The sequence below is a fragment of the Acidovorax sp. GW823-FHT01C06 genome (genome assembly GCF_058798375.1).
This window is the reverse complement of record NZ_JBXAKN010000006.1, coordinates 187075-202365: the sequence shown is the minus strand read 5'-3', so window position 1 is coordinate 202365 and position 15291 is coordinate 187075. Positions and strand designations below refer to the sequence as shown.

Sequence of the window (15291 nt, the reverse complement as noted above, 5' to 3'; positions counted from 1 at the left end):
GGCTACAGCGCCCCCGCGTCCCGGGCGCGAAGCGCGGCCAGCCGCTGGTGCACCGCGTCGCCCGCATCCACGGGCCGCTGGTGCTTGGCCTCGAGGTAGTGGGTGGTGAACACGTCCAGGTACGCCTCCAGCGCCTGCGCGGCATGCGCCTCGCCCGCCAGCTCCAGGCACAGGGCGCCGACCTCGGACGTGCAGAAATGGTCCCTGCGGGTGGACCGGCGCAGGTGGTAGCGCGAGAGCTGCTCGGGCTGCAGGCTGAGCACGGGCAGGAGGTCGAGGTACGGGCTCTTGCGGAACATCTTGCGGGCCTCGGGCCAAGTGGCGTCGAGCAGCACGAACAGCGGGCGCTTGCCTTCTGGCATGGCCACCTGCGTGACCACGCGCCCGGGCGCCACGAACTCGCCGGGGAACACCACATACGGCTGCCACTGCGGGTCGGACAGCAGCGCCAGCAGGCCGGGGTGCACCTCGGTGCGAGCCCAGCCAAAGGCAAATGTGTCGGGCACCACGTCGGCGATCAGCCAGCCCGTGTTGCTGGGCTTGAGCGGTTCGATGTCGGCCATCAGCAGGCACATGCCCGCGCGCGTGGGCAGCACGGGCCGCAGCGCGCAGATGCAGTGGCTGGGCACCAGGCGGCAGCCCGCGCAGCGCTCGCCCCTGGGGCCGCCCCGGGCCAGGAAGGGCTTGGCGCTGCGCGCCAGGCGCTCGGCGCGCAGGCGCGCCACCGCGTGCGGCGCGGCGGGGTTCGCGGGGGAATGCGTCACTGCCCGCCCGCCTGTTCCAGGGCAAACAGCGGTACCTGGGCCTGGCGGCTCAGCCACACGCCGCCGCCCAGTTCGATCGCGCCCTCCTGCAGGCCGCGCCGGTACAGCTCGGCGCGGTGGCGGAACAGGCGCGGATCGGTCAGGTCCTCGTCGATGATGTCGCGCTCGTAGTCCTCGCGCGAGACGGCCTCCACGTACAGCGCGCCGCGGCTCAGGCGCCCCAGGTTGTGCAGCGCGGCCTTCAGGTCCGGCGGGCTCAGGTAGGGCAGCACGCCCTGGCAGATGACGAGGTCGAACGGCTCGCCGGCCGCATAGTCCACCACCGAGCCCTGCTGCCATCCGAAGCGCTCGCACAGGTAGGCGCTGAACTCCACGCCCTGGTAGGTGGCCAGCGGGAAATGCCGCGCCACGATGTCCTTCCACAGTCCGATGCCGCAGCCCACGTCCAGCACGCGCTGCACCGGCACGCGCAGGTACTTGAGGTAGCTGCACACGAACGTGCCCAGGCGCTCGACATGGTCCGGGTCCACCACGCTGGTCTTCTTGTCGAAGTAGTAGCGCTGGTAGTAGGCCTCGTCGAAGGTGGTGGCGCTGGCGGATTTCAATGGGGGTCCTTGTGTCTAGGCCGTGGGGGCCCCCCGCGGCGGCCGGGGGTGTGAAGCGGGCGAGTATCCCCCACCCGGCCGCGCACGGCCCTGGCGCACGGCTGCGTGTAGGCTGTCGCCATGGATTCGCTGATCACCGCCGCCGCACGCGCGCTGGCCGCCGGGGACCCGCTGGGCGCGCTCAAGCGCGTGGCGCTGCGCGACGACCCGCCCGCGCTGGCCCTGCGCGGCATCGCCATGGCCCAGCTGGGTGAGCTGGCCCGCGCGCGCGACCTGCTGCGGCAGGCGGGCCGCGCGTTTGGCGCCCACGAGGCCCGGGCCCGCGCGCGCTGCGCGGTGGCCGAGGCCGAGGTGGCGCTGGCCCTGCGCGACCTGGGCGGCCAGGGCCAGGCACTGCTGGCGGCGGCCGACACGCTGCAGGCCCATGGCGACGCGATCAACGCCCTGCAGGCCCGGCTGGTGGCGGCCCGCAGGCTGATTCTGCTGGGGCGGCTGGCGCAGGCCTCCGCCGCACTCGCAGCTATCCAGGCGGCGGGCATGCCGGCCCAGCTGCCCGCGCCGCTGGCCGCCGTGGCCGCGCTCACGGCCGCAGAGCTGGCCCTGCGCGCCTTGCACATCGACGCCGCAGACGCCGCGCTGCAGCGTGCCGCCGAGGCGGCCGGCCACGCCGGGGTGCCCGCCCTGGTGGCCGAGGTGGCCCACGCCCGCACGCTGCTCCAGCAGCCCGCGGCCCGCCGCCTGGGGCCGGGCACCGAGCACCTGCTGCAGCTGCGGGACGTGGCGGCGCTGCGCGCAGCGGGCGACACGCTGGTGGTGGACGCCTGCCGCCACGGCGTGCAGGCGGGCGGCGCGTGGCACCCGCTGGCGCGCCGGCCGGTGCTGTTCGCTCTCGTGCGCGCGCTGGCCCAGGCGTGGCCGGGCGACGCGGACCGCGATACGCTGATCGCCGACGTGTTCCGCACGCGCCACCCCGACGAGACCCACCGCGCCCGCCTCCGCGTGGAAATGGGGCGCCTGCGCGCGCTGATGGCACCGCTGGCGGGCGTGGAGGCCACCGCACGCGGCTTCGTGCTGCGCCCCCAGGGGGGCCGCGGGGTGGCCGTGCTCGCGCCGCCGGTCGATGGCGCGCAGGGCGCGCTGCTGGCGCTGCTGTCCGACGGCGCCGCATGGTCCACATCGGCCCTGGCGCTCGCGCTGGGCGACAGCCAGCGCACCGTGCAGCGCGCGCTGGCCGAGCTGGAGGCCGGCGGCCAGGTGCGCGCCATCGGCCAGGCCCGCGCCCGCCGCTGGCTGGCGGCGCCGCTCGTCGGATTCACGACGATCTTGTTACTCCCCACGACCCAGCCGATTCCCTAAAGTGGCATCACCAACCGTTGAAGGAGCCCAGCCATGACCGCCATCACCCGCACCCCACAAGCCCCCCGCGACGCAGCCTGCAGCAGCCAGGTGGGCGACACCCCGCCGCCGCACCGGCAGATGCCCATCGCCTCGCGCCAGCCCGCCCAGGTGGTGCGCGAGTACGGACCGTTCGGCGATGCCGGGGCGGTCCATGGCGTGACGCACGACGGCCAGCGCGTGTGGGCCGCCACGGGCGAGCACCTGGTGGCTTTCGACCCCGCCAGCGGCACCACCGCCCGCACGCTCGACGTGGCGTGCGACGCGGGCACGGCCTTCGACGGCACGCACCTCTACCAGATCGCCGAGGCGCGCATCGACAAGATCGACCCTTCCACCGGCCGCGTCCTGGCCACCATCCCCGCGCCGGGCGGCGGCAACGACTCGGGCCTGACCTGGGCCGAAGGCAGCCTGTGGGTGGGCCAGTACCGCGACCGCAAGATCCACCAGATCGACCCCGCCACGGGGGCCATCCGCCGCACCATCGAGTCCGACCGCTTCGTGACCGGCGTGACCTGGGTGGACGGCGAGCTGTGGCACGGCACCTGGGAGGGCGACGAAAGCACGCTGCGCCACATCGACCCCGCCAGCGGTGCCGTGCTGCAGCAGCTGGACCTGCCGCAGGGCATGGGCGTGAGCGGGCTCGAGTCCGACGGGGCCGGCCTGTTCTACGCCGGCGGCGGCAGCAGCGGCAAGGTGCGCGCCGTGCGCCGGCCCGAGGCGCCCCGCGCCTGAACGGGGCGGCCGCGCGCCGCGCCCATCGCCGTGCACCCCACGGGCCCTGCACCGGCGCCGCGCCTTCCGCGCGGGCCGCAGGCCGGGGACAGGTGCGCCTGGCCCGCCCGCGAGCCCATCCTTCTTCTACCCCACCCGCCACCCCATCGAGGAGCCCTCCATGAACGCCCCCACACAACAACATCCCGTGGTCTCCGCCCGCCAATGGCTGGCCCAGCGCCACACCCTGCTGGCCTGCGAGAAGGCACTGACCCGCCTGCGCGACGAGATCGCCCAGGAGCGCCGCGCGCTGCCCTGGACCCGCGTGGACAAGCGCTACACCTTCGACACGCCCCAGGGCCCGCGCGCCCTGGCCGACCTTTTCGACGGCCGCAGCCAGCTGCTGGTGCAGCATTTCATGTTCGGCCCGGGGTGGGAGCAAGGCTGCCCCAGCTGCTCGTTCATGGCCGACCACCTGGGTGGCATGGAGCTGCACCTGCAGCACCGCGACGTGTCGTTGCTTGCCATCTCGCGCGCGCCGCTGGCCGAGATCGAGCGCTTTCGCGAGCGCATGGGCTGGCGGTTCCGCTGGGTGTCGTCGCACGGCAGCGACTTCAACCACGACTTCGCCGTGAGCTTCACGCCCGAGCAGCGCGCACGGGGGAACGGCGAGGTCTTCTACAACTACGGCATGCAGCCGTTCCCCGCCGAGGAGGCACCGGGCATCAGCGTGTTTGTGCGCAACGATGCGGGCGAGGTGTTCCACACCTACTCGACCTTCGGGCGCGGCGTCGAGGCCATGATGGGCACCTACCAGCTGCTGGACCTGACGCCGCTGGGGCGCCACGAAACCAACCCGGCCTACCCCATGGACTGGGTGCGCCACCACGACCGCTACGCGCCCGCCGACGCCGCCCGCACCCCGGCCGCTCCGGCTGCGCAGGCAAGCCAGGCCCACCCGGCACCGGGCGCGTGCTGCGCCGCACGGGGCTGAACACCGCCCCACGGCCATGGACACCCTCTGGCCCTGGCTCGCCACCGCCGCGCTGGGCGCCCTGCATGGGATGAACCCTGCCACGGGCTGGGGACTGGCGGCGGCCTGGGGCCTGCGGACGCACGACCACGGCATCCCGCTGCGCGCCGTGCTGCCCCTGGCCACCGGGCACCTGGCCTCGGTGGCGCTGGTGGCCGCCACGGCGGTGTGGGGCCTGCCGCTGGCCCGGCCCGTGCTGCTGGCGGTCGCGGGCGGATTGTGCGCGGTGGTGGTGCTGGCCCACCTGCGTGGGCATACTGCGCCGGCCGGCATCCGCGGGCCTGCCGGGCCCGCGGGCCTGGCCCTGTGGTCCTTTGGGACGGCCACCGCCCACGGCGCGGGGCTGATGCTGGTGCCCGCGCTGGCGCCGCTGTGCCTGGGCGGTGGCGCGGCAGGGGGCGGTGCCGCATCCACCCCCCTGCTGCTGGCGCTGGCCGCACTGGGCGTTCACACCCTGGCCATGCTGGCGGCCAGCGCCGCCATGGCCGCCGCCGCATGCCGTGGCGTGCGGGGGGCCACACGCTGGCTGCAGCGCCACAAGCGCCGCGCCTGCCGCCCAGTCCGTTGACTATGCCTTTGGGGGGCGGTGCAGCGCGCAGAGCTTGTTGCCGTCCGGGTCGCGCAGGTACGCCAGGTACAGCTTGCCGCCGGGGCCTTCGCGGTAGCCGGGCGGGTCTTCGCAGGTGGTGCCCCCGTGGGCGACACCCGCCGCATGGAACGCATCGGCCTGCTCGGGCGACTGCATGGCAAAGCCGATGGTGCCGCCGTTGGCAAAGGTGGCGGCCTCGCCATTGATGGGGGTGCTGATGCAGAAGGTGCCGGAGGGGCCCCGGTAGAAGTAGCGGTTCTTGTTGGCGACGCCAGGGGGCACACCGATGGTGCCGAGCAGCGCGTCGTAGAACTTTCGGGATACCTCCAGGTCGTTCACACCGACCATCACATGACTGAACATACTTTTTTGTCTCCGCTGGGCCCCGGTGGGGCGGTTGATGGGCGAAGGGATGTTACCGGCTGCGCACCCGCGCGCTGTCGCCCAGCAGACCGTGGCGCGGGCAGCGCCTGCGTGGAGTGAGTGGCCTGCACGGCGCGCGGGGGCACCACTGCCGGCGAACATGCTGCAGCCTGGCATTTTTCAAGCCAAAATGCCCTGGAGCGCACGTTCAATCACCGCCATCAGCTATCAATTAGAGAGCACTCACCCTCCCGCCATGCCACCCACCGCCCACTTCACCCCCGTCCCCCTCGACAAGGCCTACCGCCTGCTCAACCACGGCCCCACCGTGCTGGTGTCGGCCGCGCACGCCGGCCAGCACAACGTGATGGCGGCCGCCTGGGCCTGCGCGCTGGACTTTTCCCCGCCCAAGGTGACGGTGGTGCTCGACAAGGCCACGCGCACGCGCGAACTGGTGGAGGCCAGCGGCGCCTTCGCGCTGCAGCTGCCCACCGTGCCCATGGCGGCGATGACCGTGGCCATTGGCACCGACAGCGCCAAGACCCACCCCGACAAACTGCGGCAGCACGGCGTGGAGCTGTTCCACGCCCCCGGCCACGCCAATACCCCGCTGGTGCACGGCTGCGCCGCCTGGCTGCTGTGCCGCGCCATCCCCGAGCCGCACAACCAGCAGGCCTACGACCTCTTCATCGGCGAAGTGGTGGCCGCCTGGGCGGATGAGCGCGTGTTCCGCAACGGGCACTGGGAGTTCGACACCGCCCCCCAGGCGCTGCGCACGCTGCACTACGTGGCGGGCGGGCAGTTCTATGCGACGGGGGCGTCGGTCGTGGTGTGAAAGGCGCTGTGGCCACCACAGCGCGGCAGGAAGGGCAGTGGGCGCCGCCTCCCGGAGAATCCGGTCCATGCGGAATACCCTAGTGGCTCCGGTTCTTTGACCAGATAATATGCATGCATAGCGAATGCGAAGCCGCTGCGCTGCCGTGCCACGGTCAACCGCAGTCCCGGCGCGCTGCGGCAGCGGCGCCGTGCGGCGGCTGCCTTTCGACTTCGCTGCGTGTATCCCCCGGTTGTAGATGAAACAAGGAAGCTGAAATGAACATGGGTTTTCGAAAGACCGTGCTGGCCGTGGCGAGCGGCGTGGTGGTGTCGGTAGGTGGGGCAGGGGTTGCGCAGGCGCAGTCGCTCACCATCGCGCTGGCGGCCGAGCCGACCGCGGCCGATCCGCACTATCACAAGATGACGGCCAACGATGCTTTTTCGGCCCATGTCTATGACTCGCTGGTGGCGCGCAACGCCAAGATGGAGCTGATCCCTTCGCTGGCCACGTCGTGGAAGAACCTGGACGACCTGACCTGGGAGTTCAAGCTGCGCCCCGGCGTCAAGTTCTCGAACGGCCAGCCGTTCACGTCCAAGGACGTGCTGTTCACCATCTGCCGCACGCTGAACAACGAGACCAACGTCTCGGAGTCGTACACCGACACCACCAAGCGCATCACCGACGTGAAGACGCCCGATGACCTGACCGTGATCATCAAGACCGTGGCGCCGCTGCCGCTGCTGCCCGCCGAAATGGCGCGTTCATTGCCGATTCTGTGGAGCGGTATTGCCCAGGGCGGCAAGCTCGCGTTCGCACCCAAGACGGGCTGCGGCGTGACCGGCGCCTGGCCGACCGTGACCGATTTCAATACCGGCAAGACCGCCATCGGCACCGGCCCGTTCCTGATGAAGTCCTACGTCAAGGGCACCGGCATCCAGCTGGAGCGCAACGAAGCCTACTGGGGCGAGAAGCCCCACTGGAAGACGGTGAAGATGGTGCCGGTGCCCAGCGCCGGCCCGCGCCTGACGGGACTGCTGTCCGGTGACTACGACGTGATCGAGAACCCCGCCGCGCGCGACCTGACGCGTGTGAAGGACAACGCCAAGTTCGACTTCGTCGCCACGCCATCGACGCGCCTCGTGTTCCTGCAGCCCGACATCGGCCGCAACCCCAGCCCCCTGGTGAAGGCCGCCGACGGCAAGAACCCGCTGCAGGATGTGCGCGTGCGCCGGGCCATGAACATGGCCATCGACCGCAAGGCCATCGTGCAGCGCATCATGGACGGCATGGCCACGCCCGCCTACCAGTACATGCCCGACGGCATGTTCGGCGCGCTGCCCCAGGCCCCCGAGATCAAGTTCGATCCCGAAGGCGCCAAGAAGCTGCTGGCCGAAGCCGGTTACCCCAACGGCTTCGAGCTGACGCTGTCATCCACCAACGACCGCTACGTGAACGACGCCCAGGTGGCCCAGTCGGTGGCGCAGTACTTCACGCGCATCGGCATCAAGACCAACGTGGATGCGATGACCGCGTCGATCTACTTCCCCAAGCGCGCCAAGCGCGAATTCAGCCTGCCCATGGGCGGCTGGCCCGCGGAAACGGGCGAGGCGTCGGCGCTGTTCCAGCTGTGGGTGGCATCGCTGGATGCGCCCAAGGGCCAGGGCACCAGCAACTACGGCGCCAACTACAACCCCGAGTTCGACAAGCTGTACCTGCCGGCCGCCGACACGGTGGACCCCGCCAAGCGCAAGGCCGGCCTGGAAGCCGCCACCAAGTTCGCCCTGGACAACGTGGCGCTGATCCCGCTGCACTTCGAGAGCAGCATCTGGGCCTTCAAGAAGGGCCTGAGCTACGAAGGCCGCCGCGACCAGTACACGCTGGCCACCTCGGTCAAGGCCAAGTAAGCCACTGCCGGCCAGTGGACGGATACGGGGTGCGCTTGCGCACTCCGTATTTTTTATTTGCCACGCCGAGTTGTCGCAGGCCCGCCATGTCCAGGCCCCCACGCCTTGGCCTTTGCAACGCCACCGTGGCGCGGCTTCCATCCATTTTGCAAGGGGGTGCCTGAGTGCTCGTCTTCATCCTGCGAAGGTTCATGCAGAGCCTTCTTGTCCTCCTGGCGGTGTCGCTGGTGGTGTTCTTTGCGGTGTATGCCGTGGGCGACCCCATCGAACTGCTGGTCAACGCCGAGGCCAGCGAGGCCGACCGCCTGGCGATGATCAAGCGCCTGGGCCTCGACCTGCCCATCTGGCAGCAGTACACGAGCTTTCTGTTTCGCGCGCTCAAGGGCGACCTGGGCACCTCGTTCGTGCACGGGATTCCGGCCATCGAACTGATCGTGCAGCGCATTCCGGCCACGCTGGAGCTGGTGCTGGTGGCCATCACGCTGACCATCGTGGTCGGCATTCCGCTGGGCCTGGTCGCCGGCCTCAAGAATGACAAGCCCACGGGGCGGGGGCTGATGGCGGGCTCGGTGCTGGGTTTTTCGCTGCCCAACTTCTGGCAGGGCATGGTGCTGATCCTGTGTTTCGCCGTGTGGCTGCAGTGGCTGCCCGCCGCGGGGCGTGGTGACACGGTGGCGGTGTTCGGCGTGCCGCTGTCGTTGCTGACGGCGGATGGCTGGTCGCATGTGATGCTGCCGGCCGTGAACCTGGCGCTGGCCAATATCGCGCTGGTGTTGCGCCTGACGGCGACGGGCGTGGCGGACGCCAAGACACAGGAGTACGTGAAATTCGCCCGCGCCAAGGGCCTGACGCCGCGCCGCATCCTCACGCGCCACATCCTGCGCAACATCCTGATCCCGGTGGTCACGGTGATCGGCATGGAGTTTGGCTCGCTGATCGCCTACTCCACCATCACCGAGACCGTGTTTGCCTGGCCCGGCATGGGCAAGCTGCTGATCGACAGCATCTACCAGCTCGACCGCCCCGTGGTCGTGGCGTACGTGATGCTGGTGACCTTCATCTTCGTGATGATCAACATGCTGGTGGACATGCTGTATGCGGCGCTGGACCCGCGCGTGCAGCTGCAAGAGTCCGAATAGGAAAGCGGGCACAAGCGATTTATGCAAACTCCAGAATCCCCCCCCACTCCCCACGCCCCGTTGACGGAAACGCCGCGCCGCCGGGCCATCCTCAAGCAATTGCGCAGCCGCCCGTCCCTCAGGGGCTCGGCAATTTCGCTGGTCGTGCTGCTGCTGGTGGTGATGCTGGCGCCGTTCCTGGCGCCGCAGAACCCCTATGACCTGGCCGCCCTGGACCTGATGGACGGGCGCCTGCCGCCGGGCTCGGCCAGCATGGACGGCTTCCACTACTGGCTGGGCACCGACAGCCAGGGCCGAGACATGCTCAGCGCCATCCTGTATGGCCTGCGCATCAGCCTGACCGTGGGCCTGGCCGCGGTGGCGCTGGCCACCGTGATCGGCAGCCTGATCGGCCTGCTCGCGGCCTACGTGGGCGGCCTGGTCGACACCGTGCTGATGCGCATCGTGGACTTCATCCTGGGCTTTCCGACCATCCTGGTGGCGCTGGTGCTGCTGGCGATGCTGGGGCGCGGCGTGGACAAGGTCGTGATCGCCATCGTGATGGTGCAGTGGGCGCACTACGCGCGCATCATGCGCAGCCGCGCGCTGCAGGAGCGCCGCAAGGAATACATCGAGGCGGCACAGAACCTGGGCTTTCCGGCCTGGCGCATCATGCTGCGCCACCTGCTGCCCAACTGCCTGGGTCCGGTGATGGTGTTTGCCACCATCCAGATCGCCAACGCCATCGTGCTGGAAGCCACGCTGTCGTTCCTGGGCGTGGGCGTGCCCATCACCGAGCCATCCCTGGGCCTGCTCATCGCGAATGGCTTCCAGTACCTGCTGTCTGGCGACTACTGGATCAGCATGTTCCCCGGCCTGGCCCTGCTGGCCCTCATCCTGGCGATCAACGTGATCGCCGACCGCCTGCGCGCCGCACTGGACCCGAGAAGCCCATGACAACCCCTTTGCTTGCAGTGCGTGGCCTGCACACCGTTTTTCACACCGAGGAAGGCGCCTGGCCCGCCGTCAGCGGGATCGACCTGTCCATCGGGCCTGGCGAGATCCTGGGCCTGGTCGGCGAATCCGGCTCGGGCAAGTCGGTCACCGGCTTTTCCATCTTCGGCCTGATCGACCCTCCCGGCGAGGTGATCGCCGGCGAGGTGCTGTTCAAGGGCCGGAACCTGCGCGACCTGAGCGAGGAGCAGATGCGCCAGCTGCGCGGCGACCGCATCGCGATGATCTTCCAGGACCCTCTGATGACGTTGAACCCGGTGCTGCGCATCGAGGAGCAGATGCTCGAGGCCATCCAGACCCATGCCAGCGTGCCGCGCACCCAGGTGCTCCAGCGCTGCGTGGAGGCGCTGGAGATGGTGGGCATCCCCGCCCCGGCTTCGCGCCTGCGCAACTACCCGCACGAGTTCTCGGGCGGCATGCGCCAGCGCGTGGCGATCGCCATCGCCATGCTCAACAAGCCCGAGCTGATCATCTGCGACGAGCCCACCACGGCGCTCGATGTGACGATTCAGGGCCAGATCCTGTACCGCATGCAGGAGATCTGCCGCACGCACGGCACGGCGCTCATCTGGATCACCCACGACCTTGGCGTGATCGCCGAGCTGGCCGACAAGGTCGCGGTGATGTACGCGGGCAAGATCGTCGAGTCCGGCCCGGTGGATGAGGTGCTGGATGCCCCGGTGCACCCGTACACCCGCGGCCTGCTCGATTCGCTGCCCGGCGCCGCCCTGCCCGGCGGACGCCTGCGGCAGATCAGCGGCATGGCGCCGATGCTGGGCAACCGCCCCGCCGGCTGCGCCTTTGCGCCGCGCTGCGCGCACGCCCTGGCGCAATGCGCCACGGGCGAACCGGAGAACACCACGGTGAATGGGCGTACCTACCGCTGCTTTGCCCCCCTCGTTGCCCTGGACCCTGCCGCATGATCCACACCGCACCACCTCCCGTCATCGAATTGCGCAATGTGTACAAGCGCTTTGCCAAAAGGCAGGACCTGATCGGGCGCGTGTTCGAGCTGGCCGGCAAGAAGCCCGAGCCGCGCACCGTGCATGCCGTCAACGGCGTGAGCCTGGCGATTGCGCAGGGCGAGGTGCTGGGCCTCGTGGGGGAGTCCGGCTGCGGCAAGTCCACGCTTGGCCGCATCGTCGCCGGCCTGCACCGCCAGACCGAAGGCGAACTGCTGTACCAGGGCGCCGCCGTGGACGGCCTGGACCGGGCCGCCAGACTGGCCTACACACTGGGCGTGCAGATGGTGTTTCAGGACCCCCAGGCCTCGCTCAATCCGCGCCAGCGGCTGCACCAGATCCTGGGCGAGGCGCTGCACGTGCACAAACTCGCGCCCGCCGGCGAAATACCGGCACGGGTCGACAGGGCGCTGGCCGAAGTGGGCCTGGCCGCCGAGTACCGCACCCGCCTTCCGCACCAGCTCTCGGGCGGGCAGCGCCAGCGCGTGGGCATTGCCCGGGCGCTGATGGTGTCGCCCCGCTTCCTGGTCTGCGATGAGCCGGTCGCGGCGCTGGACGTGTCGATCCAGGCGCAGGTGATCAACCTGTTCATGGACCTGCGTGCCCAGCACGGCCTGACCTCCCTGTTCATCAGCCATGACCTCGGTGTGGTGCGCCACATCTCGGACCGCGTGGCCATCATGTACCTGGGCAAGATCGTCGAGATCTCGACCACGGCCGAGATTTTTGCGCGCGCCAACCATCCATACACCCAGGCGCTGATGGCCGAGGTGCCGAACCTGGAGCGGCGCAAGCGCGTGTTCGTGCCGATCCAGGGGGAGATTCCCTCGCCACTGAAACCGCCACCGGGCTGCACCTTCCACCCGCGCTGCCCGCACGCCATGGCCCGCTGCCGCGAGGAAGCACCGGCGCTCGAAGCCATCGCCCCCGGCCATTGGTCGGCCTGCCACCTGAACACCGCAGCGGCCTGACAACGGCAATGCCGCCCCGCCTGCTGCCCTGCCCCATTTCTTGCCTATGCCCAAAGAACTTCATCTGCAATCGCTGCGCGACGCCGTGCAGCGGGTGGGCCGCCACGCGGTGGACTACAGCAACAGCCCCCTGCCCGGTGGCCGCTCCATCACGCTGAACACCTACCGGCCCGCACATGCCACGGACCACAGCCCCATCGTGCTGGTGCAGCACGGCGTGATGCGCAACGGCGACGACTACCGCGACTTCTGGATGCCCGCCGCCGACGAGCATGGCCTGGTCATCATCGCGCCCACGTTCTCGAACGCGCAGTGGCCCGACGTGGTGAGCTACAACAACGGCAACCTGCTGGCCACAGCCGACCGCGAAGCCCACGCCGACACGGCTCCGGCGAACCCACCCGGGGACTGGTCGTACACCGTCGTGACGCGGCTGGTCGATGAGCTCAAGGCATCGGGCGTGTTGACCACGCAGCCGCTGTACCTGTTCGGCCACTCCGCCGGCGGGCAGTTCGTGCACCGGCTGATGAGCGTGCTCACGCCCGGCACCTTTGCCGGTGTGGCCGCGGGCAACCCCGGCTGGTACACGCTGCCGCTGCTGGAGCTGCCGTTCCCCGAAGGCCTGGCCGGCACTCCCGCCGACACCGGCAGCCTGGCGCGCCTGTTCGCCTACCCGTTGACCATCCTGGCGGGCGACCAGGACATCGCCACGGCCGACGTGCACTTGCCGTCCGAACCGGCGGCACTGCGCCAGGGCCCGCACCGCTATGCCCGCGCGTTGAACTACTACGCCACCGCCCGGGCCGAGGCCGCGCGCCGCGGCCTGCCGCTGGCTTGGCAGCTGCACACCGTGGCGGGCATTGGCCACGATGGCAAGGCCATGTCGGCCGTCTGCGCGCACCTGTGGTTCCACGGCCACCTCCCCGACGCTGCGCAACTGGCCCGGCTGGCCGGCGAGCACACGGCCTGACGCCCGCCGCCTGCACCTCCTCGGCCTCAGCCCTCCGTCCTGCGGGAAGCAGGCGGAGCCCCCGAACCACCCTGTCCCACCTTGCACCGCCATGACCACCTCCGCCACGACACAGACGCTCATTGACGGCATCACCGCCTGGATGCAATGCGAGTCACCCACCAGCTCGCCCGCGGGCGTGGCGGCCATGGTGGCCGACATGGCCCGCTATGCCCTGGAAGGCGGACTGCAGGCCACCGTGACGCCACTGGGCGAGCGCGTGGGGCCGCTGCTGCACGTGACCAACCGCGCAGCCGGCGACACGCGCCCCGGGCTGCTGGTCCTGGGCCACTCGGACACCGTGCACCCGGTGGGTACCTTGAGCGACAACCCCTGCCGCATCGAGGGCGACCGCTTCTACGGCCCCGGCGGCTACGACATGAAGGCAGGCATCTACCTGGCCATGACGGCCCTGCGCGACCTGGCGGCCGCCGACGCCAGCGCGATGCCGATCGACTTCGTGGTCGTGCCCGACGAAGAAACCGGCAGCCACGCTTCGCGTGTGCACATCGAGCGTTTTGCGCACAATGCCCGCTACGCCCTGGTCTGCGAGCCTGCCCGTGCCAATGGCGGCAGATGCGTGACCGCGCGCAAGGGCACGGGCATGCTGCGCCTGGGCGTGAAGGGCCATGCGGCCCATGCGGGCGTGGCGCATGAAAAAGGCCGCAGCGCGATCCGCGAAATGGCGCACCAGATCCTGGCGCTGGAGGCCATGACCGACTACGCGCGCGGCGTGACGGTGAGCGTGGGCACCATCGAAGGTGGCACCGCCACCAACACGGTGCCGGCGCAGTGCCGCTGCGTGGTGGACTTTCGCCTCCCCGACCTGCAGGCCGCCGACGAGCTGGTGCACAAGATGCAGGCGCTGCGCCCGGTGGGCGCGGACATGGAACTCGACATCGAGGTCGAGGTGAACCGCCCGCCCATGGTCAAGAGCGAGGCCGTGGTGGCCCTGCTGGACCGCGCCAAGGCGTCGGCCCGGCATGCGGGCTTCGCGCTCGAAGATGCGCCCATGACCGGCGGCGGCAGCGACGCCAACTTCACCTCGGCCCTGGGGGTGCCCACACTCGACGGGCTGGGTGCCGACGGCGACGGCGCCCACACGCTGCAGGAACACATCCTCGTCTCGACCCTGGAGGCGCGCCTGAACTTCTGGCGCCATCTGCTGGCGCACCTGGCGTAAGGGGGGCGATTCCCTGGTGGGCGCCTGAAAGGCGGCGTCAGGGCTGTTCGAGGTAGCGGGCGGCCAGCGCCTGCCGGGCCGCCGCGCTCACGCCCAGCACGTCGCGCAGGTAGGCATCGACGCCCTGGAACTCGGTGTCCACCATGTGCAGGGCTGCATTGAGAAACTCCTCCTGCACACGCCACAGCACGGCCAGCACTTCGTCGGGCGCGTGGCTGGCCAACCCCTCGGGGCGGCGGTAGAGGGTGTTGGTGAGCAGGTAGTCCTGCATCACCACCTCGCGCGGCACGCCCAGCGCCAGCAGGATGAGGGCGGCGGCAAAGCCTGTGCGGTCCTTGCCCGCGGTGCAGTGGAACACCAGCGGGGTGGCGCTGCCTTCATCGAGCAGCAGGCGGAACAGCTCGGCAAATCGATGCGCGTTGTCGTGCACAAAGCCCCGGTAGGTGTCCTGCATCAGCGCCACGGCGTCTTGCGCGGTGAGCTGGCGGCCGGTGCGCTGCAGTTCCAGCGCGCGCTGCACCACCGTGGGCTCGATGGCCAGCGGGTGGTAGCTGATGCCCGGCAGCGCGTAGGCATACGCGGCGCTTTCGGCCTGGCCGCGAAAGTCCACCGCGCGGGCCACGCCCAGCTCGGCCAGCAGGGCCCGGTCCTGCGCGGTGAGGCCCGCCAGGTGGTCCGAGCGGAAGATGCGCCGCCATTTGACGGTGCGCCCGCCATGGCCGGCGTAGCCGCCCAGATCGCGGAAGTTGGTGGCCCCGGCCAGGGGAAGGGAGCGGGTGGGTGCTGACTGCATGGTGCGTGGCGGGGGATGCGGTGGTGGGCTGGTGAAGCGGAAAGGATAGCCGGGCGG

The 15291-nt window shown here is 70.4% G+C and carries 16 protein-coding genes; 12 read left to right on the top strand and 4 right to left on the bottom strand.

Going from position 1 to position 15291, the window contains the following annotated elements; all coding sequences use genetic code 11:
• Positions 1-2 precede the first annotated feature (2 nt).
• Positions 3-764: a tRNA-uridine aminocarboxypropyltransferase gene (locus AC1RCS_RS14675; protein ID WP_218298087.1), complete on the bottom strand. Its 762-nt coding sequence runs from the start codon at positions 762-764 to the stop codon at positions 3-5.
• Positions 761-1369 (bottom strand): class I SAM-dependent methyltransferase, encoded by a 609-nt coding sequence (locus tag AC1RCS_RS14670; protein ID WP_218298088.1) that lies wholly within the window; start codon positions 1367-1369, stop codon positions 761-763. Before AC1RCS_RS14670 ends, AC1RCS_RS14675 begins: the two co-directional genes overlap by 4 nt.
• A 120-nt stretch (positions 1370-1489) precedes the next feature.
• Between AC1RCS_RS14670 and AC1RCS_RS14665 the strand changes: the two genes are divergently transcribed.
• The 4 genes from AC1RCS_RS14665 (at position 1490) to AC1RCS_RS14650 (ending at position 5079) form a co-directional block, all read left to right on the top strand.
• Positions 1490-2725 (top strand): helix-turn-helix domain-containing protein, encoded by a 1236-nt coding sequence (locus AC1RCS_RS14665; RefSeq protein WP_492245218.1) that lies wholly within the window; start codon positions 1490-1492, stop codon positions 2723-2725.
• A gap of 120 nt (positions 2726-2845) precedes the next feature.
• The gene (locus tag AC1RCS_RS14660) at positions 2846-3499 is read left to right on the top strand and encodes a Vgb family protein (protein WP_218297230.1); all 654 of its coding nucleotides are present in this window, start codon (positions 2846-2848) and stop codon (positions 3497-3499) included.
• A gap of 160 nt (positions 3500-3659) precedes the next feature.
• Positions 3660-4472 carry a DUF899 domain-containing protein gene (locus AC1RCS_RS14655; RefSeq protein WP_492245217.1) on the top strand — a complete coding sequence of 271 codons (813 nt, stop codon included), beginning with the start codon at positions 3660-3662 and terminating at the stop codon, positions 4470-4472.
• Between the two features lie 16 nt (positions 4473-4488).
• Positions 4489-5079 (top strand): hypothetical protein, encoded by a 591-nt coding sequence (locus AC1RCS_RS14650; RefSeq protein WP_492245216.1) that lies wholly within the window; start codon positions 4489-4491, stop codon positions 5077-5079.
• Here AC1RCS_RS14650 and AC1RCS_RS14645 read toward each other — a convergent pair whose 3' ends face one another.
• A complete protein-coding gene (locus AC1RCS_RS14645; RefSeq protein ID WP_218297200.1) occupies positions 5080-5463 on the bottom strand; it encodes a VOC family protein in 384 nt (127 codons plus the stop codon).
• A 256-nt stretch (positions 5464-5719) separates the two neighbouring features.
• On the opposite strand from AC1RCS_RS14645, the gene AC1RCS_RS14640 reads away from it, so the two are divergent.
• The 8 genes from AC1RCS_RS14640 (at position 5720) to AC1RCS_RS14605 (ending at position 14441) form a co-directional block, all read left to right on the top strand.
• The gene (locus AC1RCS_RS14640) at positions 5720-6298 is read left to right on the top strand and encodes a flavin reductase family protein (RefSeq protein WP_218339474.1); all 579 of its coding nucleotides are present in this window, start codon (positions 5720-5722) and stop codon (positions 6296-6298) included.
• Between the two features lie 263 nt (positions 6299-6561).
• Entirely contained in the window at positions 6562-8184 is a 1623-nt protein-coding gene (locus AC1RCS_RS14635) for an ABC transporter substrate-binding protein (protein WP_218339511.1), read from the top strand.
• A 164-nt stretch (positions 8185-8348) separates the two neighbouring features.
• Entirely contained in the window at positions 8349-9323 is a 975-nt protein-coding gene (locus AC1RCS_RS14630) for an ABC transporter permease (protein ID WP_492245215.1), read from the top strand.
• Between the two features lie 21 nt (positions 9324-9344).
• Complete coding sequence (locus tag AC1RCS_RS14625) at positions 9345-10259, top strand: ABC transporter permease (protein WP_218297197.1); 915 nt, start codon at positions 9345-9347, stop codon at positions 10257-10259.
• Positions 10256-11239, top strand: coding sequence for an ABC transporter ATP-binding protein (locus tag AC1RCS_RS14620; protein WP_492245214.1), 984 nt, complete (start codon positions 10256-10258; stop codon positions 11237-11239). Before AC1RCS_RS14625 ends, AC1RCS_RS14620 begins: the two co-directional genes overlap by 4 nt.
• A complete protein-coding gene (locus AC1RCS_RS14615; RefSeq protein ID WP_218297195.1) occupies positions 11236-12249 on the top strand; it encodes an ABC transporter ATP-binding protein in 1014 nt (337 codons plus the stop codon). The genes AC1RCS_RS14620 and AC1RCS_RS14615 overlap by 4 nt, the downstream gene beginning before the upstream one ends.
• A 46-nt stretch (positions 12250-12295) precedes the next feature.
• Positions 12296-13219, top strand: a complete 924-nt coding sequence (locus AC1RCS_RS14610; RefSeq protein ID WP_492245213.1) for an alpha/beta hydrolase family protein — start codon at positions 12296-12298, stop codon at positions 13217-13219.
• A 91-nt stretch (positions 13220-13310) separates the two neighbouring features.
• Complete coding sequence (locus tag AC1RCS_RS14605) at positions 13311-14441, top strand: M20 family metallopeptidase (RefSeq protein WP_492245212.1); 1131 nt, start codon at positions 13311-13313, stop codon at positions 14439-14441.
• A 37-nt stretch (positions 14442-14478) separates the two neighbouring features.
• Here the strand turns inward: AC1RCS_RS14605 and AC1RCS_RS14600 are convergent, their stop codons facing one another.
• Positions 14479-15234, bottom strand: coding sequence for a tyrosine-protein phosphatase (locus AC1RCS_RS14600; RefSeq protein ID WP_218339468.1), 756 nt, complete (start codon positions 15232-15234; stop codon positions 14479-14481).
• Between the last annotated feature and the right edge of the window lie 57 nt (positions 15235-15291).

Excerpts from the sequence above, each read along its gene's own strand:
- AC1RCS_RS14635 (WP_218339511.1), top strand. The coding sequence starts at position 6,562 with ATGGGTTTTCGAAAGACCGTGCTGGCCGTGGCGAGCGGCGTGGTGGTG.
- AC1RCS_RS14615 (WP_218297195.1), top strand. The coding sequence starts at position 11,236 with ATGATCCACACCGCACCACCTCCCGTCATCGAATTGCGCAATGTGTAC.
- AC1RCS_RS14640 (WP_218339474.1), top strand. The coding sequence starts at position 5,720 with ATGCCACCCACCGCCCACTTCACCCCCGTCCCCCTCGACAAGGCCTAC.
- AC1RCS_RS14660 (WP_218297230.1), top strand. The coding sequence starts at position 2,846 with ATGCCCATCGCCTCGCGCCAGCCCGCCCAGGTGGTGCGCGAGTACGGA.
- AC1RCS_RS14620 (WP_492245214.1), top strand. The coding sequence starts at position 10,256 with ATGACAACCCCTTTGCTTGCAGTGCGTGGCCTGCACACCGTTTTTCAC.
- AC1RCS_RS14650 (WP_492245216.1), top strand. The coding sequence starts at position 4,489 with ATGGACACCCTCTGGCCCTGGCTCGCCACCGCCGCGCTGGGCGCCCTG.
- AC1RCS_RS14625 (WP_218297197.1), top strand. The coding sequence starts at position 9,345 with ATGCAAACTCCAGAATCCCCCCCCACTCCCCACGCCCCGTTGACGGAA.
- AC1RCS_RS14610 (WP_492245213.1), top strand. The coding sequence starts at position 12,296 with ATGCCCAAAGAACTTCATCTGCAATCGCTGCGCGACGCCGTGCAGCGG.
- AC1RCS_RS14605 (WP_492245212.1), top strand. The coding sequence starts at position 13,311 with ATGACCACCTCCGCCACGACACAGACGCTCATTGACGGCATCACCGCC.
- AC1RCS_RS14600 (WP_218339468.1), bottom strand. The coding sequence starts at position 15,234 with ATGCAGTCAGCACCCACCCGCTCCCTTCCCCTGGCCGGGGCCACCAAC.
- AC1RCS_RS14645 (WP_218297200.1), bottom strand. The coding sequence starts at position 5,463 with ATGTTCAGTCATGTGATGGTCGGTGTGAACGACCTGGAGGTATCCCGA.
- AC1RCS_RS14665 (WP_492245218.1), top strand. The coding sequence starts at position 1,490 with ATGGATTCGCTGATCACCGCCGCCGCACGCGCGCTGGCCGCCGGGGAC.
- AC1RCS_RS14655 (WP_492245217.1), top strand. The coding sequence starts at position 3,660 with ATGAACGCCCCCACACAACAACATCCCGTGGTCTCCGCCCGCCAATGG.